Here is a 26,937-nt window from a genome sequence, read left to right as displayed (position 1 = left end):
TTCTAAATATAAAAACGAGTGTACCAGCCCAAAAATTACAGTTTTATAAAATTTATTTTTCACATCATCCGTTTTTGGCACCACTTTAAGGAATAAGTTATTCATTAAATTTTCGTTTTGATCACAATATTTTAACTAAATCATAAAAAAAATCTGATAATTTTGCCGCCATGACGAACAATAAACCCAAAGCCTTTCTTTTTGATCTTAATGGCACCATGATTGATGATATGGCTTTTCACAATCAGGCTTGGCATAACATACTTACAAAAGATTTAGGAGCAAGCATTAGCTTCGATGCAGTAAAAAAACAGATGTATGGAAAAAACCAAGATCTGTTAGAACGTGTTTTTGGTGTTGGTCATTTCTCTCAAGAACAGATTGATCAAATTTCTATCGAAAAAGAACACAGATATCAAGCAGCTTATAAAAAACATTTAACATTAATAGCTGGCTTAGGCAATTTTTTGGAAAAGGCAAAACAATCAGGCATTCAAATGGCTATTGGATCGGCAGCTATTCCCTTCAATATCAATTTTGTACTTGATAATTTAAATATCCGTTCTTTTTTTAAAGCCATAGTTAGCGCCGAAGATGTGGTAAATAGTAAACCAGATCCGGAAACCTTTAGTAAGGGAGCTGAAATTTTAGGCGTTGCAGCCAGTGAATGTATAGTTTTTGAAGATGCACCAAAAGGTGTTGAAGCAGCTCAAAATGCCGGAATGAAATGTGTTGTACTCACCACTATGCACACTAAGGAAGAATTTGCAGCTTACAACAACATCATTTCTTTTATAGAAGATTATACAGATCCCGTTTTACAAGAATTTTTCTAAAGTAAATACGGCCTCCATTTCTGCAGACCGTATTTATTGATCATTGTAGCAATCGCCAAAACAATTATTTGGTAAATTTATATATCGAGCTTGTTTTATACACCTGTCCGGGTTTTAAAACCGTTGATGGAAAAGCGGGTTGATTTGGTGAATCTGGAAAATGTTGTGTTTCTAATGCAAGTGCTGTTCTAAAATCATCTTTAGCACCAGTTTTAAAGGTATTTTTGCTTTGCATAAAGTTGCCGCTATAAAATTGCAGGCCTGGCTCCTGTGTATAAATATCCATCACTATTCCCGATTTATCTCCTTTAACAGTAGCCGCGTGAAACATGCCCATCGCTTTGGTTTTATTTAGCACGTAGTTATGATCATAACCTTTACCGAAGCTTAACTGTTGGTTTTTATCGTTTATCCGAGCACCAATAGTAGTTGCAGTGGTGAAATCGAACGGGGTTCCCTTAACCTTTTCAATTTTTCCCGTCGGAATCAAAGTAGTATCAACAGGTGTGTATTCATCTGCATAAATCTGTACCTCGTGGTTCAAAATCTCACCGCTTCCTTCGCCATTTAAATTAAAAAATGCATGATTTGTTAAATTTACGACTGTAGTTTTATCTGTTTTAGCCTCATAATCCATTTTCAGTTCATTATCATCTGTTAATGTGTAAGTTACCTTAACATCTAAATTACCGGGGAAATTTTCATCCCCATCTTTTGATAAATAATGAAGCACTAAAGTATTGGCATTGGGCCGACTGGCATCCCAAACCACATATTGATAACCTTTTTTTCCGCCATGAAGCGTATTCTGTCCGTTATTGGTAAATAACGAATAGGTTTTACCTTCAAGCGTAAATTTGCCCTTTGCTATACGGTTGCCATATCGGCCAATAGTTGCGCCGAAATAAGGTTCGGTTGATTTTTCGTAATCATTAACACTCTTAAAACCCACTACCACATCAATCAAATTACCATTTTTATTCGGTACCAGTAAGCTCACCAGGCGCCCACCATAATTAGTAAAAATGGCTTCCACACTATTCTTATTCTTTAAGGTATACAATGCTGTCGGTTTACCATCAATTTCCTTTTTAAAAGAATCGGCAGCAAGTTTTACAACTGCTACTGAATCACTTTTTAAACTATCTGCAAATGAAGATTTTTTGGTTCCGGATTGGCAAGATGCAATACTAATAGCCGCTAGCACAGCCAGGCTTGTTAATGATTGTAGTTTCATAAAATGGATACTTGGTTTAGATTTTAATAATAATTTTAAATATAAGTATATCACTTATCTTTACAAATAAAACGATTTAGAAGTTAGTAGAAGTATATATTAACAATAATTTACTTTAGAAATCAGCAATGATACAATTTGTAGAAGTGATGATAACAAAACGTAGAATGATTAAAAATCTTTGATTTATTTTAATCGTCTTTCTAAATTTCAGGATCTTTTTAAGAGACGAGCTAAATATTACATATTGAAACAATCTCAGCATGAGGATTGCTATACCGCTTAATTAAACTTTCAGCGTTTTGTTTATTTGAAGAAGATAATATTAACCAATAATCGATTAAAATCCGCTAAAACTGATTATTATTGCGTCAATCAAATTCCAAATATGAATCAAATCATTTCAACAGATCGTTACGACAAAATGCTATATCGCCGTTGTGGAAACAGTGGCATAAAACTGCCTGCTATATCGTTGGGCTTATGGCATAATTTCGGGTATGTTAACGTTTTTGAAAACAGCAAAAACTTAATTTATACCGCCTTTAACAACGGAATTACTCATTTCGATTTGGCAAACAATTATGGCCCGCCTCCTGGTTCGGCTGAAGAAGTTTTTGGAAAAATCCTTCATGAAAATTTTAAGGGCTATCGTGATGAAATGATTATTTCAAGCAAAGCAGGATATACGATGTGGGATGGTCCTTATGGCGATTGGGGTTCGAAAAAATACCTGGTTTCTAGTTTAGACCAAAGCTTAAAACGCATGAAACTGGATTATGTTGATATTTTTTACCACCACCGTCCAGATCCTGAAACACCACTTGAGGAAACTATGGGGGCTTTAAGTCTCTTGGTTCAACAGGGAAAGGCTTTATATGTTGGCATTTCGAATTATAAAGCAGAAGAAGCGGCAAAAGCGATCAAAATCCTTAAAGATAACGGTACTCCATGTTTAATCCATCAGCCTAAATATTCGATGTTTGAACGTTGGGTTGAAAATGGCTTACTTGATGTTTTGGCACAAAATGGTGTGGGTTGTATTCCATTTTCGCCATTGGCCCAAGGTTTACTTACTGATAAATATTTACATGGCATTCCTTCCGATTCGAGAGTAGCTACAAGTGGCATTTTTTTGAAAGAAAGCAATATTACACCAGATAAATTAGCTGTAATTGCTAAACTAAATGATGTTGCTAAATCTCGCGGACAAAAATTAGCGCATATGGCTTTATCATGGATATTGAAAGACAATAGAATTACCACAGTATTGATAGGAGCCAGTAAACCAGAGCAAATTACTGATTCAATTAAAGCTTTAGATAATATAGAATTTAGTGATACTGAAATAAAACTGATTGATGAAATTTTAAATAGTTAAAATCAATCCCAATTTGGACAGAGTGTTCCAAAAGAACTCCTTCGGAGGAGAAATCTTTCAACAATCCAATAAACATAGTTCAAAGATTTCTCCTTTTCGCTTTGCTCCTGTCGAAATAACGATTCATCGTAATTTGTCACTCTATCATTTGTTTTTTTAAACTAGCCGAAACCTCAACAGCGGTTAATCAGGCGGGATTAGGCTTTTATTTTGTGATTAGGGCTTAATAGGAAGCGAAAAGTGAAAGGTAGAACCAACGCCATAATTACTTTCTACCCAAATTTTACCGTGGTGCAAGTTTATAATCTCTGCACTGAGATATAAACCTATCCCGAAACCCGAAATGGTTTTAGTTTGCTGGTTTTCTACACGATAAAACCGATCAAAAAGTTTTTCCATATCATGCGCTTGGATGCCAATGCCATGATCGCTTACAGAAACACACACTTTACTCCCTCTGGTTACCGATTGAACCAAAACAGTACTGCTCCAATCTGAATATTTTACAGCGTTGCTAATCAAATTTGAAATAACAGAGCCAATTTTATCTTTATCTGCATGGATTAATTTAGACTCCCCTTCTACAAAAGTAATTTGATTAGTGGAGTGAATCAATCTCAGATCTTCTACAACATCACTAATGAGCTTATCGAGATCAAAATGAGACAGGTTCAAGTGTATTTTTCCGGATTCTAAACGTGATACATTTAAAAAAGAGTCAATCATTGAGCTCATTTTCCGGATCTGTTTTTGAACTTTATCTAAGGTACTTACGACAAAAGGATCGCTTAAATGTCGATTCTGCATCAATTGAATGTAAGCGCTAATAGAAGTTAAAGGTGTTTTTAACTCATGGCTTACCATACTGATAAAATCATTCTTTTGCTGTTCTTCCTTTACAGCGATTAAGATTTGTTCCTGATCTAGTGCTTCTCTTTGTAGTTCAGTTTCTTGAATGGCTTTTTTCGCATTTACCATATCGGTAACATCGCTAGCAGTATGAAGAATACAATAAGGTATTCCAGACTCATTTTTAATGGCCCGGTATTCATAGGCATAATAAGCGGTTTGTAACTTCCCATCCCTTATAGTTTCAGCCGGAATGGCATCACCTTTATCTGTAATGCCTGTTAACAACACATTTTTCAGCATATTGATAAAAGGCTGCCCCTTTAACTCGGGCACAGCATCTTCTAAAGGTTTGCCGATAACGGAGCGGTCTTTACCCCAAAAAGCAATCATGGCATCGTTGGCCATTTCGATTACAATTTGTTCTGAAGTGTATATTGCTGTTGCAGCTTTTGATAAGGAAAGAACCTCTAAAAGTTGATTATGACTTAAAACCTTTGAATAACTTCCCATTTGCATTTAAATGTTAAAAACCGATTATGCTGATCTTTTTGATAAAATTAATTATACTAAGTATCATACAACCTGGCCTTGGCAAATGTTTGCTTAAGCTGTTAAATTATTAAATTTATCGTACAACCGCATATTTTCTGTTTAAGGATTCTTATGGCTTGTGTATATCCTGCATCTGCTCCATCAACAAAATGAACAGGGTCACCTTCATACTTACAAACCTTATTTAGAATAAATAAAAATTATTTTGCTATTGCGACACAAAAACACTTTCTTTGCGCCAAATAAGAATTAATCTAAATAAAGATGAATAAAAATTTTACTTTCCTCTTAAATTTTATAGCTTTTTTTCTGTTTTTAACAGGGAATATTATGGCACAAAGTAAAAATGGGTCTGTTTCTGGATCGATTAAAACGAGTGATGGTAATCCTGCCAGTTATGTAAGTGTTGGTTTAAAAAACACTGGTAAAACAACACAAACAGACGAGAAAGGTAATTTCACGATTAAAAATATAACTCCTGGTACTTATACAATCAAAACATCTGCTGTTGGTGTTTCTGCTCAGGAAAAATCGGTTACAGTGGTTGCAGGTGAGACTGTAAATGCTGATTTCACTATTGCGGAGTCTTTGTCGCAATTAGATGAAGTAGCCATTAACGGTTATAAAACACCCAACAGAAAGCCGGTCAACTTAGGTAAAATTGCGATTGCTCCTATGGATCTTCCGCAGGCGGTACAAATTATCGGCAAGCAGATAATTACTGACCAACAGGTAAATAGCTTAGGCGACGTAATGAAAAATGTGAATGGAGTAGCTTTAGGTGCTAATCGCGGGGCTGTTGGTGAAAACTTCTTCGCAAGGGGCTATAGTCTAGGTAGCAATAACATTTTCAAAAATGGTGCAAGAACAACTATTGGTGGTAGTCCAGAGGCGAGTACACTAGAATCAGTAGAGGTTTTAAAAGGAAGTGCTGCTTTGCTTTATGGTGGTGTAACGGGTGGAGCTGTTGTGAATATGGTTACTAAGAAACCTAAATTTGAAAATGGCGGTGAGGTAAGCATGAGAACCGGTAGTTATGATCAATACAAACCGACAGTTGATCTTTATGGTCCAATATCAAAGAAAATTGCTTTTAGAGCAATTGGTACTTACGAAAATGCTGGAAGTTTTAGAGACTTTGTAAAATCAAAACGTTTTTACATTAACCCATCGCTATTATATAAGGTAAGTGAACAGACTGAGGTTTTGGTTCAAGGAGACTATTTGAAAAGTGATTTCACTCCAGATTTTGGGGTAGGATCCGTGAATAATCAGATTGTGGATTTCGGCCGCGATAAATTCATCAATACACCATGGGCTTACAATAAAACGAATACCACTACTGCTCAAGCGAATTTAACGCATAAATTTAACGAAAACTGGAAATTAAATGCAATTGGATCTTTCCAGGCCTATAACCGAAATTATTATGGATCAGAACGTATCCAAGCGAATGCAGCAGGTATTTCTACCCGAAATCTTTCGAGGGCACTAAGTAAAGAATATACTTACAACCAACAGATTAATATTAATGGAAGTTTTAGTACGGGAAGCATTAAACATACTGTTTTGTTTGGCGTAGATGCAGATCAATCGAGGGTAACCAGCAATGCCTTTGCATATGGTAAAGATGCTAAGGGGGTTAACATCACTATCTTAAATTATGGTAATGTTAATGTATTCGATCCAACTACCTATTATGGCTCCGGGATAATGCCTGAAGCATTTGGGATAACAAGTACACTTGCTCCAACTTATAGATATGGTGCTTTTGTTCAGGATTTAATAGAAATAACTGAACAATTTAAAGTATTGGCAGGCTTGCGTTATACAGATCAGAAAAATGCAAGTTCGAGGGCGTTAAACTTAGAAACTGGGGTTACAACACCAGGTGCTACAAAGTTTGATGATGCTTTTTCTCCTAAGTTGGGATTGATATATCAGCCTCTTAAAACTACTTCGCTGTATATAAGTTATGCTAACAACTTTATAACCAACACCGGTACCGACATTTTTTATGCCGCGTTACCACCATCGTTGGTAGACCAATACGAGGCTGGTATAAAAAATGATTTCTTTGGAGGTAGGCTATCAGCTAATTTAACTTATTATAAAATTAAGAACAGCAACACTGCACAAACTGCAATGTTTGATCAAAATGGTAATCTTAACTCAAATACCAACATAAAACAATTAAATGGAACTACATCGAGTGATGGTGTCGAAATTGATTTAACGGGCTCTATTTTACCAGGATTAAATCTTACTGCTGGTTATAGCTACAACTTTATGCGCTACACCAATACTCCTGATATTATAGGAATGATTGAGGATGTGCGTTTAGTAGGCACTACCAAAAATACCGCAAATGCTACTTTATTTTACACTTTCCAGGAAGGTGCAGTAAAAGGTTTAAAATTGGGAGCCTCTGCATTTTATACAGGCAAGCGTAACGGAGGCTGGAACGATGCTAAAAATGCACCAGTTTTGAGGCTGATTCCGTTAAGCGCATTCACCACCGTTGATTTTTCTGCAGGATACAACTGGAAAAAATTCTCGCTTCTTGCCAAAGTTTCAAACATCACTAATGAGTTAAACTATTTCGTACATGAAAACTATAGTGTAAATCCTATTGCTCCACGCCAGTTTGTAACTACATTATCTTATAAATTCTAACTATAAGAATTGCTTAAACAAAAAGCTCCAGATTGGTAAATCTGGAGCTTTTTGTTTTTTATAAAATAGACAATCGCTTGTACATCGTCCATCACTACTCTTTGTTTCTTAACAAGAATAATGGCAGAGTTGTTTAGACCGACAAAGGAACTAAAGGATAATTAAGATTGTGCCCGATTTAAATAATTTAAAGTAATAGTGAAATTCGCCATGACGATTAACTTTCTCGATTTCACATACTTTACCCGATTTACCGTATTCATCAGACAATAAATCACCAATTTTAATATTATCTAACTGATTTACGTTAAGCGATGCTCTTTTAATTAATGTAGCTGTTTTTTCCATAAGATTGCAGTTTAGCGTATTTACGTAAAAATAAACATTTTTGTTTTGTAGTACTATAAATTACATATAAATAAGTAACGAATATACATAATTGTAGTGTTAATTAGCGAAACATAATTACATAAATCCTACTCATGAATAAAATTCATTTATTCCAGCAAAAAAATATACCATGGTCTGGTAAAATAATAACCTTCTCCTCTATCAACTGTTCTCTAAATAACCATCTTAATCAATTCTTTTAATAACCATATAAAAAGTACCATACGCATTAATTTGATTTATAAAATAAGCCATAAAAAAAATACCTCCGATTTTGCCGGAGGTATTTCTTTTATTCTGCGTCGTAAATTATAACTTTTTCGAAGTAAACCCTGAATTCATCTAAGAAAGCTTTGTGTAAAGGATGTACCTGATAAATATCGTGTGCGGCCAAATCTTCAAAAAATAAAAGAAGGCTAAAGGTATAAGTAGTATCTACAACAGCACGCTCAATCGGTGCTGGTACGCCAATGTGAAAAGTTTTCACAACTTCAATGTTTTCTAATGTTTGTAAGCTATTGCGGAAAGCAACTTTCTGCTCATCGGTGGTGTCGGCTTTTAGCCAAAATAAAACGTGGTGCGCAATCATTTTTTAATTTTTTCCAAATATAATGAATTAAGAAAAGATCGTGAGCTTTATCCAAAAACACTTTTAGCTTTATCGATCGCTTTTGTTAAATCGATTCCCTTGCCCAATACCTCTTTAAACAGATCACCTTCAACTTTTAAGCGATCTATGGTATTAAAAATATTGAAATCTTTCATTTTTAAGCCAGGTTTAACTTCATCCCAATGCAGGGGCATTGATACGGTTGCACCAATTTTTGGCCGTAACGAATAAGGCCCGGCTATGGTTGCCCCTGGCCTATTCTGTAAAAAATCGAGGTACATCTTTCCTTTTCTCGCAGCTATCATACGCTCAAGTGAGGTATATTCAGGTATTTGATTGTGCACCAGGTTAACTACTATTTTGGCAAACATCTGGCTTTGCTCATAATTATACTTGGCATTTAAGGGAATGTAAATATGCATCCCGGTTGAACCTGATGTTTTACAATAACTTGGAACGTTTATGGCATCTAATACTTTTTTAGTTTCCAGCGCAGCTTCAACCACCTGGTCGAAGGTATGTTTATCAGGATCTAAATCAATTACACAGTAATCGGGATAATCGGGCTTTTGTACCCGGCTAAACCATGGATTCATTTCTATGCAACCTAAACTGGCCATCCAGAGTAAGGAAGCTTCATCTGTGCCAACCAGGTATTCTTTTTTTTCGCCTTCGCCATTTTCATAAGGAAAAGTTTCGGCCCAATCTGGTGCTTTTCCTTTTACATCTTTTTGGTAAAAACTAGGGCCATGTATTCCGCCAGGAAAACGGTTAAGCGATTGCGGACGGTCTTTCAGGTAAGGTAAAATATATTCAGCAACCTGGTAATAGTAGTTGAACATATCCCTTTTGGTTACTTTATCTTCAGGCCAATATACTTTACTCAGGTTGGTAAATTTAAGTTGGTGGCCTTTTATTTTCCTCACCTGTGTTTCATCTTTCGGGTTCAGCAAAGTTTTAGTTTTTTTACCTTCTGGTGCTTTTATTGCCTGTGCGTGTGGATTTTGCTCTTTAGCATCGTCAACAATTTTTTCTATTGGCATTTCCATTTCTCTAACAACTTCTTTAGCGCTTTTATCTTCACGCATCCCCTGAAAAGAAGGGTGACGAAAAACGCCATCACTAGTTACTTCAGCAAAAGCAACTTCGCATACCAATTCTGGCTTTAACCAGGTTGCTTTTGCCTTTGGTGGATTTGGCCTGAAGCGCGAAGGTTTATTTACATCGGGTATAATTTCGAAGGGGCTTTTATCCACAATAATAGGCTTAAACTGCTCCATCATTGTTTTTTGAAGTTTATCTGAGAATCCTGTACCTACTTTGCCTACATATTGTAATTTTTCCTTCTCGTACACCCCCAAGAGCAAAGAGCTGAAAGGTTTCGTAGTATCAGCATTTTTGGTAAAACCAGCAATAACTACTTCTTGCCGTTTCTGCACCTTAATTTTAAGCCACTCTTTTGATCTATAACTTGGGGTATAGGTGCTATCTATTTTTTTTGCAATAATCCCCTCCAGGCCCATCCTTTCTGCTGCATCAAAAAAATCGACACCACTGGCTTTGAAAACTTTCCCTAAGCGTACCTGGTCATCATTAATTGGCAGAACTTCATTTAATATGGCTTGGCGCTGATAAAGAGGAAGCTCCATTAGGTTCTTACCTTCGTACCAGAGGATATCGAACACATAAAAAACGAGTTCTCCATCTGCTTCGCTTCTCCAATTCTGCAGTGAACCAAAACTAGATATACCTTTGTTATTTAACACCAAAATTTCACCATCAATTACCGCATTTATTTTCCAACCCAAAAGCAGATCGTAGATGGGATAGAATTTTTCGTTAAAGGATTTATTATTTCTTGATAACAAGTCAACCTTTCCTTTATTGATAAATGCCAGCGCCCGATAACCATCCCATTTTACTTCATACTGCCAGTTTGCATCGTCGAAAGGTTCGTCGACCAGCGTGGCCAACATCGGTTTTATGCCCTTTGGAATAGTAATTTTAGGTGCTTTTTTTAATATATTTTTTATGTCTACGGTTACTTCATCGCCACCAGGCTTGATTTCCTTCTTTACTTTTTGCGTCAGGCTTTTTTTTTCAGTTTTTAAGTCCTGCTCTTTTCCTGCTTTCCAAACCTTATCGGATGTTTTTTCCATCTTTTCAATAGTTTTTCCAGAAAGCACAGATTTATCTTCTTTGGTAATGTCTTTTGTAGACGCGTAATTGTCTTTATGTTTGATTAACAGCCAGCCATTTTCACCCATACCATGTGTTTTAACAAGTGCAAACTCACCATGTAGCTTTTCTCCGTTTAACTTGAATTTTAAAGAACCATCTTTTAATTGGTTTAATAAATGTTTTTCCTGCGCTTTTTTGCCTTTAATCTCTTCTATAGGCTCATAAGTTCCTTCATCCCATACAATTACTGTTCCGCCGCCATATTCGCCCTGTGGGATAATGCCTTCAAAATCTTTGTAATCGTATGGATGATCTTCTACCATCATAGCCAAGCGTTTGGTTTTAGGATCGGTTGACGGTCCTTTCGGTACAGCCCAGCTTTTTAGAACACCTTCCATTTCGAGTCTGAAATCGTAGTGTAACCTCGAAGCATCGTGTTTTTGGATTACAAAATGTAATTTATTGCGATCGCTGCTTTTACCCGATTTTGGTTCGGTAGTTTTTGAGAAATCGCGTTTGGAAACATACTTTTTCAGACTCATAATTAGTATTTTACTTTTTTAAATAATCTTCAACAGCATCGGCTGAAGTACCTACCGTTTCTACTACGGCTTTTAGTTTGTCTTTACTCACACCAAATTTGTTAGACCAATAATCTAGCTCATAACCTTCGTTAATGTTGATCCTTGCCCGATCAGCATTACCTTTTTTTTGTTTATCATCCATAACTATTTTTGATTAGGTAGTTATAAAACAGCCCGATAACAAAAAAGGTTTTAACATCCGTTTTTTCAAACGGGCGTTAAAACCTTTAAAAAATAAAATTTTAAAACTTAATCTATTAGCGCAGTAACCATATCTGATTCTGTTTCTTCGGCATAGGCGAACCTATTATTGGTAGCCATATAAATAACCCTTAACCATACCAGGAAATAAGGCAAACTGATGATAGCCAAAGATAGCGGGTGTGATTTGGCAAAGACTGGAAATAATAATAGTGGGAAATTACATGTAATAACAAGTAAAATAGGCAATAATACCTTTTTCATAGCCTGGTTACTTTCTTTAACATACCATACGCCTACCCCCACAATAGAAATAATAAATGTACAATCTTCTGCTCCTGTGCTGAATAATATCGGAAAAATCAATACCGAAGACAGGATCATTAATTGGAATCTGCGTTTTTTAAAACGCGATACATTTATAAATGGCAACATAAACAATATAGCACCGAGGATCAGAAATAGAGAATTCGGTATTTTCTTTTCACCAAACAGTTCCCTAAAGAAACCCATAATGGAAATATCGATCCCTCCACCCAACACGTTGACCATATTTTTACCTACCAAAGAGTTTTTCCAATCTACGTAACAATGTATCACGTAATCAGGAGAAGCAATAAGCATGGGCAGTAAGAATAATACCACAGACCACACAATCAACCATAAAATAAACCCTGGCTTGTTCTTTGTAAAAAAGAAAAATACTAACCCCACAATACCGTAAAGTTTAATAAATGTACCCAGTACAATACAGAGTGTTGCCCATATCCCCTTATCTTTATTTATTAGCGTATAACTCAATATCATCAATGCACCTGCACCTGCATTAAACTGCTGGTTAAGCATCGATTCTATTAAACAGGGTATGGCGATATAACCGATAACGACCTTATTATCTTCACTTAAAGGCAAGGTTTGAATGGCTTTAAAAAGCAGGAAACAATTAAATAAGTTCCAAAATAATAAGCCAATCCAGTTATGCATTAAGGCAAACGGTGCAATTAAAACACTAAAAACAGGTCCATAGTGATTGGCATCATCGTGATAAGCAGGGTATAGTGCATAAAGAGATTTTTCGTGTAGAAGGTTCCTGAAAGTATTCTCAAAAATGAGGTAGTTATTATACCGGTGTGTTGCCCAGGAATCGATCACAAAAATAAGCGTAATCAATACCCAAAGAAATAAGACAAAACGGTTATCCTGATAAAATTTTGGGCGTTGAGACAGATCTGTAGCTCTGGTTTGAAAACGATTCAGCATTTGTAAAAATTACATTACAATACAATAATAAAAATGCTAATTGACATTTCCTAATATTTTGTAAGGAAAATACTACTCTTTTTGGGGATAATTTCTGAATATTAAAGAGATTTAATTGAGCACCTAAATCTCTTTTAAACTGCAGTTTACAGGTTTAAAAACCAATTTTTGATTAAACCTAAGTTTATTATTATTTTATAATATATTTTTTTGAGAATTTGCTGACAAAACCCGAAAACCAAAAGGGATAAATTCTGTTTCTATAGATATTACTAACCAAAATTTATAAAAATGGAATATCAACTTAATTCGATGAATGCAAGAAAAGAATTTATCGACATTGCAGATGAACAAGACCGCAATTATTGGGCTGCCAGATTGGGCATAAGCACTGAAACACTTAAATCAGCCGTAAAAGCGCTGCATAGCATGGAATTTTCCAAACTAAAGGAACATTTTATGATGGAAAAAGTTAAATCTGGAAGTACTTATCAAAGGTTTGTGAATCAACAATAACAATATGGATGATAAAAATGAATGCAAAAATGCGATAGCGGTTGACCAACCTATTACCGATTCTGCACATTTAATTGATCTGCTACCGGTTAAAAGTGTTTTCGACCAAAAAGTAAAAGGAAATAATTTAAACCATCCAAAAGCCGGCATTAGCACTTTAACTGTTTTCTTTCATAAGAATGGTTTGTCTAACCTGCTTTAACCTATTTAAAAAAAGATTGGTATAAAGTATTAATAGCAGCACGGCTGAAATCGGGAAAACCATCCGTATAGGTTGCATTTATTCCGTTAGTAATAATTACGAAGCCAAATTTTTCTTTCGGATTAAAAAACATGGTGCTAAACAAACCGTAAGCTGAACCGGTGTGTCCTTTCAGCTTTACCCCAGGTATCAGGTGGTCCGCAGTCCGGATGGCCAAACCATATCCTTCATCATCGGTTAAGGCAGTCTGCATTTTTTTTGCACTCTTTTTATTAATTATCTTAACACCATTTGATGTGCCATAATTCATGTGCATGATCATGTATTTGGCCAAATCAGTAGCCGAAATTTTCATCCCGCCTGTTGGAGAAAAAACAGGTGTACTATAATCCATTATATAATTTGCAATTTCAGTTCTCCGAGGCGCATAAGCTGTTGGTGAGGGGTATAGGTTTTTGTATCGGCATGATATTCGTATAAATGAACAAAACGGGTACTATCTAAAGAGTCGACACAATAATCTGCATAGAGCCCTAAGGGTTTCAACACATGTTTTTTTACATAATTATCAAAGCGTTCTCCGGATTTCTTCTCGATGATTGCACCAATCAGGTTAAAATTAAGATTGCAATAATCAAACTTGCTTCCTGGGGCATAATCGTTATAACATTTGGCCCAGTTAGGATTTTTATCCGGATTGATCACATCCAGATTTAAATAACCTTGCGAATCGTTTAAACCGGAGGTATGCGACAAAGCCATTTTTAATGTAATTTTCTGATCGGGAAACTTTGGATTTCTGATTTTAAAACCAACCAGATCACCAAAATCATCATCTAAAGAAATTTTACCAGCTTCTACAAGTTGCATAATGGATGTTGCGGAAAAAGATTTAGAAATCGAAGCAATCCTGAAAATATCCTGATCTGTTAAAGGTTTTTTATTTTCTAAATCCTTTAAGCCAAAAGCATGGGTATAAATGATCTTGCCATCCTTAACTACAGCCACTGCAGCCCCTACTGCGCTAAACTTCTCCATTATTTGCTTAAAATCCGCTTCAACTTTTTCGTTTTGTGCTTTTGATTGGGTGATTAAACCAACGATCAAAAAAAATGCATAAAAATATTTAAGTTTCATAGGCTTATGGGATAAGAAATAAATATAAACGATGTGGTAAAACAAAGTTCTGACGTACCAAAAAATTTACCTGGCGTCGTTTACTTCCAGCCAATGTCCATCCGGATCCTTAAAATAAATCTGCTTTACGCCATCAACCCGCAAGGTAATTCCTTTTTCTTTCCCAGCCCAATCCTCGAAGCTGATATTTTGGGCGTTTAGCTTTTTTACAAAGTCATCAACAGAAGGAACGCTGAAACATAAATGTCCATTTTTATCAAATACTTCATTTCCTTTTGCACCCTGGATTAAATGCAACTGTCCGGCTGAACCTAAAGTAAACCAGGTATGGCGATTATCTTTGAAAGGTTCGGGAATGATTTTAAGGTTGAACACGCTTTCATAAAAAACGGTCGATTGCTTTAAATCACTTACATAAACCGCAATGTGATTTAAAACGGCTGGGGTATTGTTTTGCGCCATGGCTTTTTGAAAAATAAGAGAAAATAGAATAGCAGTGGTTAGGAAGATTTGTTTCATGTTTAAATATCATACTTAAATGCGAATATTGGTAATAAAAGTGATCCGGTCATGGCTTATTTACAAATGGAATAGCTTTTATAGTGTCAAGCGGTAACATCTGGCACAATAGTTAATATCATGGAGTCAAATCCGTGCGTTCTGTGTATCCTTGGTCAGAAATAAAATAGATTTCTAATGCCGCTCAACATAACAAAAAGGCTGCTCCAAAAAATTGAAGCAGCCTGTGCAAATAAGAATTGTTTGATTACTATTCTTATTTATACTATTACAGTAATGAACTTAAATTATTACCTAATTCCATCCCCCACCTAAGGCGTGATAGATATCTACTACAGCATTTAACTGTTGTTTTTTAGTTTCGATCAATTCTAACTTCGATTGCAAAGCATCACGTTGGGTCATTAATACCTCAAAATAATCTGCTCTGGCTGATTTAAACAAATCGTTAGAAATATCGATTGATTGGGTAAGTGCAGTAACCTGTTTCGATTTGAGATCGTAGCTTTTTTGCAGGTTGCTGATTTTCGATAGCTGGTTGGCCACTTCGATATAACCATTTAGGATTGTTTTTTCATAATCGTAAACAGCCTGCAACTGTTTTGCATTCGCTGTTAAATACTCGGCCTTAATGGCATTGCGATTAATGAGCGGTCCTGCCAGATCTCCTGCTAAAGAGTAAATTAGCGATTCTGGCGTTCTCAATAAATATGAAGGATTAAAAGCCTGATAACCAATTGCTGCAGAAATACCCAATGATGGATAAAACTGTGCCTTAGCTACTTTAACATCTAATTTAGCGGCAGCGAGTTCTAACTCAGCCTGTTTAATATCAGGACGGTTAGCTAATAATTGCGAAGGTAAACCCGACTTTACAGTTGCCGGCACCAGATCAATAAAGCTAGATTTATCCCTAATAATGGGCTGAGGAAAACGACCTAACAGAAAATTAATTTTATTCTCTGTTTCGGTAATATCCTGCTGAATATCAAATTCCAAACTCTTAGAGCTTAATACCTCAGCCTCAAATTTACGCACTGCAAGTTCGTTAACCCTACTGGCTTGTTTCTGGATTTTCATCAACTCCAATGCATTGCTTTGCAGCTCAATAGTTTTTTTTACCGTTTCCAATTGATTATCAGCGGCCAACAGTTCATAATATGAATTTGCAATCTCAGCTATCAAATTGGTTACTACGAAGTTTTTGCCCTCTACTGTTGCTAAATAATGACTGATGGCTCCTTTTTTGGCATTGCGCAATTTGTGCCAGATATCGGCTTCCCAGTTGGCCTGTAAACCAAAGTGGTAATCGGGTAATACCTCTGGTACCCCTTTGCCTGGTGTAATTTCTGTAGAAGCATCGCCAGCACCCGAACTGGTGTAACGGCCCACTTTATCAAAGCCTGCACCAACACCATAGGTTACACTTGGTAAAAGTTCCCCTTTTTTAGCTTTGATTTCGTTTTTCGCGATCTCGATATCCTGCAGGGTAATATTCAGCTCCTGGTTATTCTTCAATGCAGTATCGATCAGATTTACCAGATTGGGGTCAGTAAAAAACTTACGCCATTGGATAGTGGCTGTACTTACTGTATCCTGTGAGCCGTTAAAGCTCGCAGGTACATTTTTATTTTCGGCGCGTTGGGCTACTTCAGGTAACTTACAGGCGGTATATGCAGCGCATATTAATGCCAGTCCAAGGCCTTTATAAAGATTATTCTTAAACATTATTCTCAATTTCTTCAGTTAATGGATGTTCTTCTTCAATTTTGATCAGCTTGTGTTTTGCTGCAATTGATCCGAATATATAATATAAGCCAGGGATTACAATTACCCCGAAAATGGTACCGAAAAGCATACCCCCTGCAGCAGCCGAACCAATGGTGCGGTTACCGATCTTACCTGGTCCGGTTGCGATCATCAAAGGGATCAAGCCTGCGATGAAAGCAAAAGAGGTCATTAAAATTGGTCGGAAACGCACGCTTGCGCCTTCCATTGCCGCTTTTAGTACAGACGCGCCTTGGGCATGCCGCTGCGTAGCAAACTCCACAATCAGCACCGCATTTTTACCCAGCAAACCGATTAACATTACCATGGCTACCTGTGCATAAATGTTATTTTCCAATCCTAACAATTTTAAGAATAAGAAAGCCCCAAAAATACCTGCTGGTAAAGAAAGGATAACCGAAAGAGGTAAAATAAAACTTTCGTATTGTGCTGCCAACACCAGGTAAACGAATCCCAAACAGATCAGGAAGATGTAAATGGCTTCGTTACCTCTCGATACCTCATCTTTAGAGATACCAGCCCAATCGATACCAAATCCCCTTGGCAATGTTTTCTGTGCTACTTCTGTAATGGCTTTAATCGCTTCACCAGAACTATAACCCGGAGCCGCTTGTCCACTGATCTCAGAAGCATTGTACATATTGTGTCTGGTTATCTCCGACAAACCGTAAACCCGCCGCATTTTGATAAAGGCCGAGAAAGGCACCATTTCATCGCGGTTGTTTTTAACCGAAAGTTTTAAAATATCTTCTGGTAAAGCCCTGTATTGAGGTAAGGCCTGTACAATTACCTTGTACTGACGGTCGTACTTAATAAAACTGGTTTCATAATCACTACCTACAAAAGTAGACATGGTATTCATCGCGTTATCGATGCTTACCCCCTTTTGTTGGGCAATATCGTTATCAACATCCAACATATATTGAGGGAAACTGGCACTGTAGAAAGTAAATACAGATGATAACTCTTTGCGTTTGTTCAGCTCGCGCACAAAATCATTGGCAACGGTTTCCATTTTTTTGTAATCGCCGCTACCTGCTTTATCCAATAAACGGAGTTCGAAACCGCCCGCAGCACCATAACCCGGAACCGCTGGTGGTTGGAAAAATTCGATAGCTGCACCTAGTATAGATTTTGATTTTTCCTCCAGTTCCTGAATAATTTCTTGCGCAGAGTGTTTACGTTCGCTCCAGTCTTTAAGGTTAATTAAGCAGGTACCCGAGTTAGATCCTGTACCTTCTGTTAGAATTTCGTATCCTGCCAAAGATGAAACCGACTTTACGCCATCAATGTCTTCGCACATTTTCTGCAGTTTCTCAGCAATCTGATCGGTACGTTCTAAAGTAGACCCTGGAGGAGTTTGGATAATGGCATAAACCATTCCCTGATCTTCGTTCGGAATAAAACCTGAAGGCACACTTCCACTTAATCCCCAAATACCTAAACAAAAGGCCACTAGTATACCAAAAGTTAATATCCTACGGCTTACTACTTTGGTTAACACCAGTTCATATTTACCCGAAAGTTTGGCAAAACCATTATTAAAACCGTCTAAGAAGCGATCAATAGGAGTTTTCCTTTTCTTCGATCCATGGTTATTCTTCAACATAATGGCACACAATGCAGGTGTAAGTGTTAAGGCTACAATACCTGAAAGGATAATCGCCGTTGCCATGGTAATAGAGAACTGACGGTAGAAAATACCTACCGGGCCCGACATAAAAGCTACCGGAATAAATACCGATGCCATTAGAAAGGTAATGGCGATAATGGCACCACCAATCTCTTTCATGGCTTGTTGTGTAGCTTTTAATACCGATAGATGCCTATCGTGCTCCATCTTAGCGTGCACCGCCTCGATTACCACAATTGCATCATCCACTACAACCCCAATGGCAAGCACCAATGCAAATAAGGTAATTAAGTTAAGTGTAATGCCAAAGAACTGCATAAATACAAATGTTCCGATTAACGATACTGGTACAGCAATGGCTGGGATAAGGGTTGAACGCCAATCGCCAAGGAACAGAAATACCACTAAACCCACTAGGATAAAGGCCTCTACCAAAGTATGGATTACCTTTTCTATAGATGCATCCAGGAATTTGGAAACGTCGTAACTGATCTCGTAATCTAAACCTTTTGGAAATGAAGCAGATTTAATTTCGGCCATTTTAGCCTTCACATCTTTAATAACCTGACTTGCATTACTACCATACGATTGTTTTAACACGATAGCCGCAGATGCTTTTCCATTTAAAGTAGAATATAAATTGTAAGCCGAAGCACTAAAATCTACATCTGCCACATCTTTTAAGCGGAGCAATTGGCCATTAGGTGTAGCTCTGACCACGATATTTTCGTACCCCTCTTTAGTACTGAAACGGCCTGAGTACTTTAATACATACTCAAAAGCCTGCGAGCGTTTACCCGAACTCTCTCCTGTTTTACCAGGCGAGGCCTCTAAGCTTTGCCCTTCAAGGGCATTCATTACTTCATCAACGGAGATTTTATAAGCCTGCATACGATCGGGTTTTAACCAGATACGCATGGCATAATCCCTATCACCCAAAATATCGGCAAAACCCACACCATCAACCCTTTTAAGCTCCGAAAGCAAGTTGATATCGGCATAGTTATACAGAAAGTTCTGGTTCATTTTAGGATCTTTACTATACAAGTTGATGTACATCAACATGTTAGACTCTTCTCGTGTGATTTTTACACCCTCGCGAATTACCAGAGGAGGAAGTTTATTGGTAACGGCTGCTACACGGTTCTGCACGTTAAGCGAGGCCTGATTGGGATCGGTACCCAGGTTAAATACCACCTGTATAGATGCCTCACCATCATTACCTGCATCAGATGCAATGTATTTCATTCCCGGTACACCGTTAAGTGCACGCTCAAGTGGAATAATTACAGATTTAATCAACAATTCGTTATTCGCTCCCGGATATTCTGCAGTTATATTTACTTTGGGAGGGGATATAGTAGGAAACTGTGTAACGGGCAGGTAGCTAATGGCCAGCACACCCAAAAACACAATAACAAGTGATATTACGATAGAAAGGACAGGCCTTTGTATGAATTTACTAAACATAAATTAAGTATAGAAGGGTTTAGATTATTCTGTTTTCAATCTCAATTGTTTCAACACTTCTTGAGGTTGCTGGAATTTAAAGGCAATTTTATCATCATCTTTAACCTTCTGTACACCTTCAAGCAAAATCTTATCTTCAACGGTAAGGCCATCGCCTACGATGTATAAATCGGAAATATCTCCGGCAATGGTAATCGCCCTTGAGTGTACTTTATTATTTTTATCAACCACAAAAACATAGGTTTTGTCCTGAATATCGTAAGTGGCCTTTTGAGGGATAATGATGGCATTTTTTAAAGGCACAACCATCTGGATTTTACCAGTTTCGCCATTCCTAAGCAGATTATCGCTATTATTAAACCTTGCTCTGAAAGCAATATTCCCGGTTTCATTATCAAATTCACTTTCAATAACTTCTACTTTACCTTTAGATTTGAGAAATTCGCCGTTTGCCAATAATAAGCTCACTTCTTGCTGTCCTTTTACTTTTGCAGCACTCTGGTAGTTCAGGTATTCCGGTTCTGAAACATTAAAGTAAGCAAAAACCTGGCTGTTATCGGAAAGACTGGTTAACAAAGCACCTTCATCAACCAAGCTACCCAGCTTTAAAGGAATACGATCAATGGTCCCATCAAAAGGTGCCCTGATTTCCGTATTGGATAAATGGAATTTGGCCAATGAAGTTTCGGCATTTGCTGATTGCAGTTTCGCCTTAGCCATAGCCAGTTCATTTTTAGAAACAATATTTTTATCAGACAGCAATTTGGTGTTTTCCAGCTCAATTTCTGCTGATTTGGCTTCGGCCTGTGCTTTTGCCAGTTCAGATTGTGCCGCTTTTGGCATAATCTTAAACAATAGCTGACCTGCCTTTACATGCTGACCTTCATCTACATAAATATTTTGGAGATAGCCCTTTTCTTGGGCTCTAACTTCGATGTTCCGAACAGATTTAATCTGCGAAACATATTCTTTGGTAAACGAAGTATCCATTCTTAACGGTGTGGTTACCGCATAAGTGGCTACTTCTTCTTTTTCTTCTTTCTTCGAGGTACAACCCGTTACGTAAAGCAAAGTACACAAGCCTAAGCACATGACAACTCTTTTCATTTTTTTTTGTTGAGTGGTTTTAATCTGATTTATTTTTTTCTCTAATTAGTTTCCCTTGGCAACCAATTTATAATGAAAAGCAGTCTACAATAGATTTGTAGATACTTAATTGATTTCAATAAATTATGGTTACGCAATGATTTAATTCGAAAGCGAAATAAATACAGATTTATGAAGTTATAATGAAGTTGAACTTCAGATTTGGATTGGAGAAATTGTGTTTTGGCAAAAAGAAGATGATTTATTGCAATAAACAGGTCATTTAGCCCAGCTTTCTGAGCAGATTATCATTTGACCACTAGAATTTGATAAGGAAATTACGATTTTTAACACAAAAGCTTCTTCATACGCTTTTTGTTAGTTATTTTCAGGATGATGTATAAATCTGATTTATGACGACAAACTAACATAAATTTTAACTATTGATTGGTCATTCTATATAGAGTCAAAAGATATATCTGCTATCTCCTAATAATCCTTTAATGATAATTTTGAATCTTAACTTCGTCATTCCGAACTGAAGAAGGGCTTTTATAAGATAATCAGTAGAACACCTAGCACTCATAACAAACAAAGTCACCTATTCAAATACCCTTTAATTATCGAGAAAACATAGACTAAAATTACCCAACCTGCTATCACAAATTTTGGCCAGGCAATAAAATCTGTTCTCCAAAATTCGGCTATATCTCCAGGGTGATAAAAACTGTGCAGTAGCCTGATATTCTCAATAACATCGAGTGAGCCGATTAAGAATGCCAGAAATAAATTAAGCCGTAACAATTCATTTAACCAACTTGCTTTTTCTCTTTGCATTTGTGCATTAGACAGCGTCATGATAAGCAGTACGTATACGAAAATAAACAGAAAATCGAGGTGTGTATTCTTTTGTGCCAGATTTAAAAGTGTTTGGTCTCCGTAAAGTGTGTCGCTCCAAAGCGCAATAATTTCCACTCCTGTATCTTTCTTGGCAAGCTCTAGGTTGATGATTCCTTTTCCACTGAATTGCTGAAGTATCTTTCCTTGAAAAGACATTACCCCACAAATGATGATAAATACTAAAATTAATATCTTTTTCATTTTTTGCCTCCTTCCTGGTGTTGTAGAACTTCAACAACTGCAGTTCCATTTTTATTAGGGTTGTTAATACAGTGGATAAAGGCTGCTGCTGTTTTTTTGAAATGCTGGGGTAATGGATGTAATTCATCTGTCCAGCCGTTTTTACCAACTGATCCTCTCGAATCGATATGGAATACCCGATTCTCACCTAACATTTCGCTAAAAATGCGTCCAATATCAATCATCATTTCGTTAAAGAGGTAAATCATGGCATAAACAATTTTGCGCTGATCTTCGGGATCGTAAATACCCTTAGCTGCAGGGGCGTTTTTAGCCATCCTCCATGTCCGAGAAAGGTTCGTGCAAACAGCCGATACCATTTGAGTGGATTATATCCTGCTATTTTTTTATCGCTTGGAATGGCATAGTCATAACCTTGTGTAATAATCTGTATTCCTGGAAATTTACCGTTTTCACCTTTGCCTTTACCTCCGGTAAGAATCCCATTTATAATAAAGTAATATTGGAGCTGAAAAAAGGCCAGCAAAGCATAAAAATCTTTGGATATAAACTGGGTGCCCCGCTTAAAATCTTCTGGTTTATCGGGTGCCTTAGCCGCCTTTTCATAGAGATATTTTGCAAAAGCACTATTTTCAAATTCATTAGAATCTCCTTTATGTGTAACCATGGCTGCTATCCTTCTGTTTCCAACCAAATCGTTTCCTCCCCCGCTAATGATAAATACATCGGGTTGAAGCGTAGAAAGTTGTTCTACATACTTTTTGGCACTAACCATGTTCATCAGCCAATCACCACCCGAAGCCAGGCTATAAACAGCCATATTCTCTTCCATAGCAACCCAGTCTATTACATCGCTTAAAAGAATAGGATAATTGAACCACGAATCGCCTTCTACTACCACTACCCTATTTTTAAGGCCATTATGTTTAGCCGTGTGTTTACGGAAATTATTTTTCACCTTTTTTATAAAACGGGTATTACGCTGGCTGTTTTTTAATGCATCTACTTTAGCCATAACAGGTGCTAACGCTGCTATTTTTCGCACTTGCTCCAGATTAAGATCGTAGATGTGCTGAATAATATCAGAAAGGTCAAACTCATTAATTTCTGGCCTGAGTTTAATGAGCTCGTTAACTGTAATTGTATTATTGAGCAGTTTATCGATAAGATCTTTTTTTATTACCGGATCCATGGCTTCACGATCGTGGTTCATATCATTTTTCTTTAGGTTAATAGTGCTTTTAGACTTATCTGAAATTTTTCTCCATAAAACTGAGCATATTTTTGCTCATAAACTTCTCTACAATTTCTTCTCCTGATATCAAATTGGCCGGCATTGACATGTTGTAATCAGGATTTTCTACAAAGGCATTCGCATGGATAAGAAGTCTGTCTTTTAGCAATCCAAAATCAGCAGAGGTCCATATCCCATCAATCGGATTAACAATACCGTCGTTGTCGCTTCCTAAACATTGGATATCCCAGGCTGGAAGCCTATTGATATCAAGCAACACCGCAATATAACGGATCTGTCTCCACACAAATAGTGCTGCATGGAGTAAAATTGCCTCGCTCCCAAGGTGCTTTCTAAATAGCGCAATTTCATGGCTACTGGCAATACGCCTTTCATCTAATTGTATTCCAAACAGCCCTTCGCTTTGTCCAATAAGTACAATTTCCCGATCAGAAAAGTTGATATCGGCACTTAAAAACCAGTTGTAAGCATACTCATCGCCACATATTGCGCCGTGGCTAACAATTACTGGTATATGCTCATTGCTGTATTCCTGATCTAAAAGCTCGAAATATTCTTTTCTGGCTGCAATGCTCATGTGTTTGATATCGATAAGGATTCGCTTTCCATTTGTTTTGGATAACAATGCCCTGATCATATCCTTACCCAATGCATTAAGTCCTTTTCCAAGCATCACACTTTGATTGGTGATCAGCTTCACAGAAAAATCAGTTAAGCTAGCGGCGTGTCCACATAATCCATTATAAAAATGATGGGCAAAAGTGATAAACAACGGGCAGTGTGGCCAGGCTTTTACCTTAGCCAGGTTATCCGTTAAACTTTGTTTTACCAAAGGATCAACGCTCCCTACATCTTCAAAGCGATTGTAAAGTGCATGCATCCCTTCAAAAGACAATCCGATGTATACGGTATATACCTCATCATTTTGGCTTTGAGCCATATGTTGAAAATCCATTAACAATACATACCTGATTTTCTTCGATCCAAAAGTGAATACCTTTCCATCTAAAGCTCTTAAAAAAGCATATTCATTTTCCAGGTCGGTAAAATACCCATTGTTTGGATCCTGAATATAATGTATACGCTCTTTTCCGATGCCAGTAACAAGGTTTACACTATCGGCAACTAAATCACCCGGTAAAGCATTTTTTCTGACAAAACCTTTTTCGAAAGGATAAAGTGAACAGAAAATAAGTCCAACACCTCCTTTTTCAAGCGCTTGAATACCTGCCTGAGGAAAGCTGGTAATACCTAAAATTTTATTGAGAATCTTTTTTACAAATGGTGGATTACCATAAAAATAAATGCAGTCTTTCATTAATGGATCGGTGCCAGGTACCCTGTCAGGAAAACTACGCCCGTAAGGCTTCATAGAAGGGTGGCAATGTAAATCTGCAACAGAGATATTCATGAGTTGAAAGGTTTTTAGATGAAATACCCTAAGGCACAGCACAAAATCCGCATGGGGATATACTGGTAATATTAAATCAATTGAAAAATATGCAGCACTCAATCGAAAATAACAGTTCGCTTTAACCTACAGCGCTTACTGTTATCGAATACGTAAATATAACGGATCCCCTGATAGATTCCAATACCCAATAATGGGTATAAAATCTAATTATAAATACATAAAAACCTTAAATACCTACCATTGGGTATTTGTATTCTGTACCACATTGATTAAATTGCATAACCGATACAAACTACTGTTACAACCTAAATTAAGTCAGATACGATCTGATTAAAGGAAGTAAAGATAACTTACCATATTGACAACTTGATTATCTAAGCCGCTCTACCATGAAATACCTAATTACGCTTGCCTTTTTAGTCCTTTTTAATGGTAATACCTATGCTCAAAAAGATTGGGTTTATGCACCATATTTCAGTTTCGGACTTAATTTAAATCTTAATTACGGAAAAAAGCAAACTTTTCCTGGCGTAAACCTCTATGGCGGTTTTGCAGTGAGTGCTGAGTACAAAAATAGCTTTATTGCCAATTATGGTGGCAGTATATCTATATACAGAAGAACTGTAGGTACCAATCTGAATCCATTGATTGATAATATTGAAATCGACTTTACCAACGCTATATCTGCCGGATATGGCGGCAATCCGCTGAGTTATAAAAAACTGATACGAACGATGCAGAATTCAGCTTTCTACAACATCAACCTGAACAACAATTATTTCGGCCTGCTCTCAACCAATATTGTATTCAATAACCACCGGCGTAACCAGGTTGTGGGTTCGATTACCCTTTCGGGACCAGGACTTAGCTTTAATTATTATAATGATGGTGCTGCGCCTGTAAAATGGCTTGGTATTGGTGATGGTTTTGATCGTTGGTGGACAGGTGGCGGTTCGTTCTTCGTACATTCCCGCAAAGGTTTTAACTATGGCGAGTTAAGTTTCGATCAGTTTACGGGTTACCAGCCGTTTTTGTTCGAACTCTCTGAAATTATCGGTATAGATGTCCCCCCATATTCTCAGTCTGCTGATGACCATTCGAGGAGAAAAAAAGATTCGAATTACAACAGTTCTCAATATCATCTTAGGATTGGACTAAACGAACATTTTAGTGTTGATGCGGGTGTTTTGGGTTCGTTAAGGGTAGGCGAAAACGGAACTATATTTTCTTTTCAAGATCTTATACACGTAATTGGCAAAATGCCTTTGCACCCAAATAACGATGTGAACAGGGTTTTTATTGGTGGATCATTTAATAATATCAATTATGTTAAAGTTAAATAGTAGCAGGTTCATTATTTTTATATTGGCGGCCGTGGTTTCTTCTTGCACAGTCAGGAAACATCCGTTTAACTTTAATAAAAATATTGATAACACGTTTTTGCAAAAGGTGATCAGCAAAAGTAAATCTATACTGGCCACCGAAAAAAATGCCACCAGTGCCAGAGTATATAAAGCAGGTTTTCTTCAAGGATGGATGGAGCAGAATCATTTTGTAGACTGGGCGGTTCTAAGTAAACAGCGGAAAAATGAGTTTACTTCTTATAATCGTGGAGGCAAAAGCGAGTACGATGTTTACCTCATTTTATTTGATGCAAAAAGCGAAAACAAGAATAGTTTTTTATTTTTCACAGTACAGCGACCATGGTTAGACACCGATACTGCCACAGGTTTTAGCCCTTTTTATTACGGAATTTTAGACAACCGTGCATCTGGCCCCTATCTCGTTGCGGAGGAAACTTTTATTATCACTACTACAGGCACAACTTATACCCCCTCGAATAGGAAAAATAACAAACTATATTTTTTACTGGATAAACAATATGGCTCCAACTTTAAATCAGACAGCCTTCGGATTGAAAAAGTTGTACTCCCCCAAGACAATCAGCTAAGCGACAACAAGGCATTAGTGATATCAGTTGACGATGTATTAGGCGATAAGGTATCGCTTATTATGAGATATGAAGACACCATTATTTTGAAACCTTAGTATATTA

General features: G+C 36.9%; 24 protein-coding genes. 7 read left to right on the top strand and 17 right to left on the bottom strand.

The genetic code is table 11. From position 1 onward, the window contains the following. Positions 1-170: 170 nt before the first annotated feature. Positions 171-836, top strand: a complete 666-nt coding sequence (locus H9N25_RS07110; protein WP_190328417.1) for an HAD family hydrolase — start codon at positions 171-173, stop codon at positions 834-836. Between the two features lie 64 nt (positions 837-900). On the opposite strand, the gene H9N25_RS07105 is transcribed toward H9N25_RS07110, so the two are convergent. Then, the gene (locus H9N25_RS07105; RefSeq protein ID WP_190328416.1) at positions 901-2,073 is read right to left on the bottom strand and encodes an aldose epimerase family protein; all 1,173 of its coding nucleotides are present in this window, start codon (positions 2,071-2,073) and stop codon (positions 901-903) included. Positions 2,074-2,461: 388 nt separating this feature from the next. Between H9N25_RS07105 and mgrA the strand changes: the two genes are divergently transcribed. Beyond that, on the top strand, positions 2,462-3,454 hold the full coding sequence (gene mgrA / locus H9N25_RS07100; protein ID WP_190328415.1) for an L-glyceraldehyde 3-phosphate reductase: 993 nt from the start codon (positions 2,462-2,464) through the stop codon (positions 3,452-3,454). Positions 3,455-3,670: 216 nt separating this feature from the next. On the opposite strand, the gene H9N25_RS07095 is transcribed toward mgrA, so the two are convergent. Then, a complete protein-coding gene (locus H9N25_RS07095; protein ID WP_190328414.1) occupies positions 3,671-4,816 on the bottom strand; it encodes a sensor histidine kinase in 1,146 nt (381 codons plus the stop codon). Positions 4,817-5,122: 306 nt separating this feature from the next. On the opposite strand from H9N25_RS07095, the gene H9N25_RS07090 reads away from it, so the two are divergent. Then, positions 5,123-7,534: a TonB-dependent receptor gene (locus H9N25_RS07090; RefSeq protein WP_190328413.1), complete on the top strand. Its 2,412-nt coding sequence runs from the start codon at positions 5,123-5,125 to the stop codon at positions 7,532-7,534. A gap of 150 nt (positions 7,535-7,684) precedes the next feature. Here the strand turns inward: H9N25_RS07090 and H9N25_RS07085 are convergent, their stop codons facing one another. The 5 genes from H9N25_RS07085 to H9N25_RS07065 all read right to left on the bottom strand — a co-directional run bounded on the left by H9N25_RS07085 (position 7,685) and on the right by H9N25_RS07065 (position 12,760). Beyond that, complete coding sequence (locus H9N25_RS07085; protein WP_131531076.1) at positions 7,685-7,882, bottom strand: hypothetical protein; 198 nt, start codon at positions 7,880-7,882, stop codon at positions 7,685-7,687. A gap of 334 nt (positions 7,883-8,216) precedes the next feature. Then, positions 8,217-8,513, bottom strand: a complete 297-nt coding sequence (locus tag H9N25_RS07080) for a Dabb family protein (RefSeq protein WP_190328412.1) — start codon at positions 8,511-8,513, stop codon at positions 8,217-8,219. A 47-nt stretch (positions 8,514-8,560) separates the two neighbouring features. After that, positions 8,561-11,257, bottom strand: a complete 2,697-nt coding sequence (ligD, locus tag H9N25_RS07075; protein ID WP_190328411.1) for a DNA ligase D — start codon at positions 11,255-11,257, stop codon at positions 8,561-8,563. Between the two features lie 10 nt (positions 11,258-11,267). Continuing rightward, positions 11,268-11,441, bottom strand: a complete 174-nt coding sequence (locus H9N25_RS07070) for a DUF3606 domain-containing protein (RefSeq protein ID WP_190328410.1) — start codon at positions 11,439-11,441, stop codon at positions 11,268-11,270. A gap of 107 nt (positions 11,442-11,548) precedes the next feature. After that, entirely contained in the window at positions 11,549-12,760 is a 1,212-nt protein-coding gene (locus H9N25_RS07065; RefSeq protein ID WP_190328409.1) for a glycosyltransferase family 87 protein, read from the bottom strand. Between the two features lie 291 nt (positions 12,761-13,051). Here H9N25_RS07065 and H9N25_RS07060 point away from each other — a divergent pair, with 291 nt between their 5' ends. Together H9N25_RS07060 and H9N25_RS07055 are read left to right on the top strand one after the other, a co-directional pair. Next, a complete protein-coding gene (locus H9N25_RS07060) occupies positions 13,052-13,276 on the top strand; it encodes a DUF3606 domain-containing protein (RefSeq protein WP_167294020.1) in 225 nt (74 codons plus the stop codon). Positions 13,277-13,280: 4 nt separating this feature from the next. Then, a complete protein-coding gene (locus tag H9N25_RS07055; RefSeq protein WP_190328408.1) occupies positions 13,281-13,478 on the top strand; it encodes a hypothetical protein in 198 nt (65 codons plus the stop codon). A 1-nt stretch (position 13,479) separates the two neighbouring features. On the opposite strand, the gene H9N25_RS24465 is transcribed toward H9N25_RS07055, so the two are convergent. The 10 genes from H9N25_RS24465 to H9N25_RS07010 form a co-directional block, all read right to left on the bottom strand. Next, a complete protein-coding gene (locus H9N25_RS24465) occupies positions 13,480-13,872 on the bottom strand; it encodes a beta-lactamase family protein (protein ID WP_255524602.1) in 393 nt (130 codons plus the stop codon). Beyond that, positions 13,872-14,615 carry a serine hydrolase domain-containing protein gene (locus H9N25_RS07050; protein WP_223833646.1) on the bottom strand — a complete coding sequence of 248 codons (744 nt, stop codon included), beginning with the start codon at positions 14,613-14,615 and terminating at the stop codon, positions 13,872-13,874. Before H9N25_RS07050 ends, H9N25_RS24465 begins: the two co-directional genes overlap by 1 nt. A gap of 66 nt (positions 14,616-14,681) precedes the next feature. Continuing rightward, entirely contained in the window at positions 14,682-15,134 is a 453-nt protein-coding gene (locus tag H9N25_RS07045; RefSeq protein ID WP_223833645.1) for a VOC family protein, read from the bottom strand. A gap of 294 nt (positions 15,135-15,428) precedes the next feature. Then, a complete protein-coding gene (locus H9N25_RS07040; RefSeq protein WP_190328407.1) occupies positions 15,429-16,862 on the bottom strand; it encodes a TolC family protein in 1,434 nt (477 codons plus the stop codon). Beyond that, positions 16,855-20,025, bottom strand: a complete 3,171-nt coding sequence (locus H9N25_RS07035) for an efflux RND transporter permease subunit (protein WP_190328406.1) — start codon at positions 20,023-20,025, stop codon at positions 16,855-16,857. The genes H9N25_RS07040 and H9N25_RS07035 overlap by 8 nt, the downstream gene beginning before the upstream one ends. Before the next feature lie 24 nt (positions 20,026-20,049). After that, positions 20,050-21,132 (bottom strand): efflux RND transporter periplasmic adaptor subunit, encoded by a 1,083-nt coding sequence (locus tag H9N25_RS07030; protein WP_190328405.1) that lies wholly within the window; start codon positions 21,130-21,132, stop codon positions 20,050-20,052. 576 nt (positions 21,133-21,708) lie between these two features. Then, positions 21,709-22,212 carry a hypothetical protein gene (locus tag H9N25_RS07025; protein ID WP_190328404.1) on the bottom strand — a complete coding sequence of 168 codons (504 nt, stop codon included), beginning with the start codon at positions 22,210-22,212 and terminating at the stop codon, positions 21,709-21,711. Then, the gene (locus H9N25_RS07020) at positions 22,209-22,460 is read right to left on the bottom strand and encodes a hypothetical protein (RefSeq protein ID WP_190328403.1); all 252 of its coding nucleotides are present in this window, start codon (positions 22,458-22,460) and stop codon (positions 22,209-22,211) included. The genes H9N25_RS07025 and H9N25_RS07020 overlap by 4 nt, the downstream gene beginning before the upstream one ends. Next, on the bottom strand, positions 22,457-23,425 hold the full coding sequence (locus H9N25_RS07015; RefSeq protein ID WP_190328402.1) for a hypothetical protein: 969 nt from the start codon (positions 23,423-23,425) through the stop codon (positions 22,457-22,459). Before H9N25_RS07015 ends, H9N25_RS07020 begins: the two co-directional genes overlap by 4 nt. A gap of 34 nt (positions 23,426-23,459) precedes the next feature. Further along, on the bottom strand, positions 23,460-24,878 hold the full coding sequence (locus tag H9N25_RS07010) for an amidohydrolase family protein (RefSeq protein ID WP_190328401.1): 1,419 nt from the start codon (positions 24,876-24,878) through the stop codon (positions 23,460-23,462). Between the two features lie 392 nt (positions 24,879-25,270). On the opposite strand from H9N25_RS07010, the gene H9N25_RS07005 reads away from it, so the two are divergent. Together H9N25_RS07005 and H9N25_RS07000 are read left to right on the top strand one after the other, a co-directional pair. After that, complete coding sequence (locus H9N25_RS07005) at positions 25,271-26,224, top strand: hypothetical protein (RefSeq protein WP_169502157.1); 954 nt, start codon at positions 25,271-25,273, stop codon at positions 26,222-26,224. Continuing rightward, entirely contained in the window at positions 26,208-26,930 is a 723-nt protein-coding gene (locus H9N25_RS07000; RefSeq protein ID WP_190328400.1) for a hypothetical protein, read from the top strand. The genes H9N25_RS07005 and H9N25_RS07000 overlap by 17 nt, the downstream gene beginning before the upstream one ends. Positions 26,931-26,937: the final 7 nt, after the last annotated feature.

Source organism: Pedobacter riviphilus (assembly GCF_014692875.1).
In the GTDB taxonomy this organism is placed as follows: Bacteria; Bacteroidota; Bacteroidia; order Sphingobacteriales; family Sphingobacteriaceae; genus Pedobacter; species Pedobacter riviphilus.
This window is presented reverse-complemented; position numbering and strand designations above follow the sequence as displayed.

Excerpts from the sequence above, each read along its gene's own strand:
- H9N25_RS07110 (WP_190328417.1), top strand. The coding sequence starts at position 171 with ATGACGAACAATAAACCCAAAGCCTTTCTTTTTGATCTTAATGGCACC.
- H9N25_RS07105 (WP_190328416.1), bottom strand. The coding sequence starts at position 2,073 with ATGAAACTACAATCATTAACAAGCCTGGCTGTGCTAGCGGCTATTAGT.
- mgrA (WP_190328415.1), top strand. The coding sequence starts at position 2,462 with ATGAATCAAATCATTTCAACAGATCGTTACGACAAAATGCTATATCGC.
- H9N25_RS07095 (WP_190328414.1), bottom strand. The coding sequence starts at position 4,816 with ATGGGAAGTTATTCAAAGGTTTTAAGTCATAATCAACTTTTAGAGGTT.
- H9N25_RS07090 (WP_190328413.1), top strand. The coding sequence starts at position 5,123 with ATGAATAAAAATTTTACTTTCCTCTTAAATTTTATAGCTTTTTTTCTG.
- H9N25_RS07085 (WP_131531076.1), bottom strand. The coding sequence starts at position 7,882 with ATGGAAAAAACAGCTACATTAATTAAAAGAGCATCGCTTAACGTAAAT.
- H9N25_RS07080 (WP_190328412.1), bottom strand. The coding sequence starts at position 8,513 with ATGATTGCGCACCACGTTTTATTTTGGCTAAAAGCCGACACCACCGAT.
- ligD (WP_190328411.1), bottom strand. The coding sequence starts at position 11,257 with ATGAGTCTGAAAAAGTATGTTTCCAAACGCGATTTCTCAAAAACTACC.
- H9N25_RS07070 (WP_190328410.1), bottom strand. The coding sequence starts at position 11,441 with ATGGATGATAAACAAAAAAAAGGTAATGCTGATCGGGCAAGGATCAAC.
- H9N25_RS07065 (WP_190328409.1), bottom strand. The coding sequence starts at position 12,760 with ATGCTGAATCGTTTTCAAACCAGAGCTACAGATCTGTCTCAACGCCCA.
- H9N25_RS07060 (WP_167294020.1), top strand. The coding sequence starts at position 13,052 with ATGGAATATCAACTTAATTCGATGAATGCAAGAAAAGAATTTATCGAC.
- H9N25_RS07055 (WP_190328408.1), top strand. The coding sequence starts at position 13,281 with ATGGATGATAAAAATGAATGCAAAAATGCGATAGCGGTTGACCAACCT.
- H9N25_RS24465 (WP_255524602.1), bottom strand. The coding sequence starts at position 13,872 with ATGGATTATAGTACACCTGTTTTTTCTCCAACAGGCGGGATGAAAATT.
- H9N25_RS07050 (WP_223833646.1), bottom strand. The coding sequence starts at position 14,615 with ATGAAACTTAAATATTTTTATGCATTTTTTTTGATCGTTGGTTTAATC.
- H9N25_RS07045 (WP_223833645.1), bottom strand. The coding sequence starts at position 15,134 with ATGAAACAAATCTTCCTAACCACTGCTATTCTATTTTCTCTTATTTTT.
- H9N25_RS07040 (WP_190328407.1), bottom strand. The coding sequence starts at position 16,862 with ATGTTTAAGAATAATCTTTATAAAGGCCTTGGACTGGCATTAATATGC.
- H9N25_RS07035 (WP_190328406.1), bottom strand. The coding sequence starts at position 20,025 with ATGTTTAGTAAATTCATACAAAGGCCTGTCCTTTCTATCGTAATATCA.
- H9N25_RS07030 (WP_190328405.1), bottom strand. The coding sequence starts at position 21,132 with ATGAAAAGAGTTGTCATGTGCTTAGGCTTGTGTACTTTGCTTTACGTA.
- H9N25_RS07025 (WP_190328404.1), bottom strand. The coding sequence starts at position 22,212 with ATGAAAAAGATATTAATTTTAGTATTTATCATCATTTGTGGGGTAATG.
- H9N25_RS07020 (WP_190328403.1), bottom strand. The coding sequence starts at position 22,460 with ATGATTTACCTCTTTAACGAAATGATGATTGATATTGGACGCATTTTT.
- H9N25_RS07015 (WP_190328402.1), bottom strand. The coding sequence starts at position 23,425 with ATGAACCACGATCGTGAAGCCATGGATCCGGTAATAAAAAAAGATCTT.
- H9N25_RS07010 (WP_190328401.1), bottom strand. The coding sequence starts at position 24,878 with ATGAATATCTCTGTTGCAGATTTACATTGCCACCCTTCTATGAAGCCT.
- H9N25_RS07005 (WP_169502157.1), top strand. The coding sequence starts at position 25,271 with ATGAAATACCTAATTACGCTTGCCTTTTTAGTCCTTTTTAATGGTAAT.
- H9N25_RS07000 (WP_190328400.1), top strand. The coding sequence starts at position 26,208 with ATGTTAAAGTTAAATAGTAGCAGGTTCATTATTTTTATATTGGCGGCC.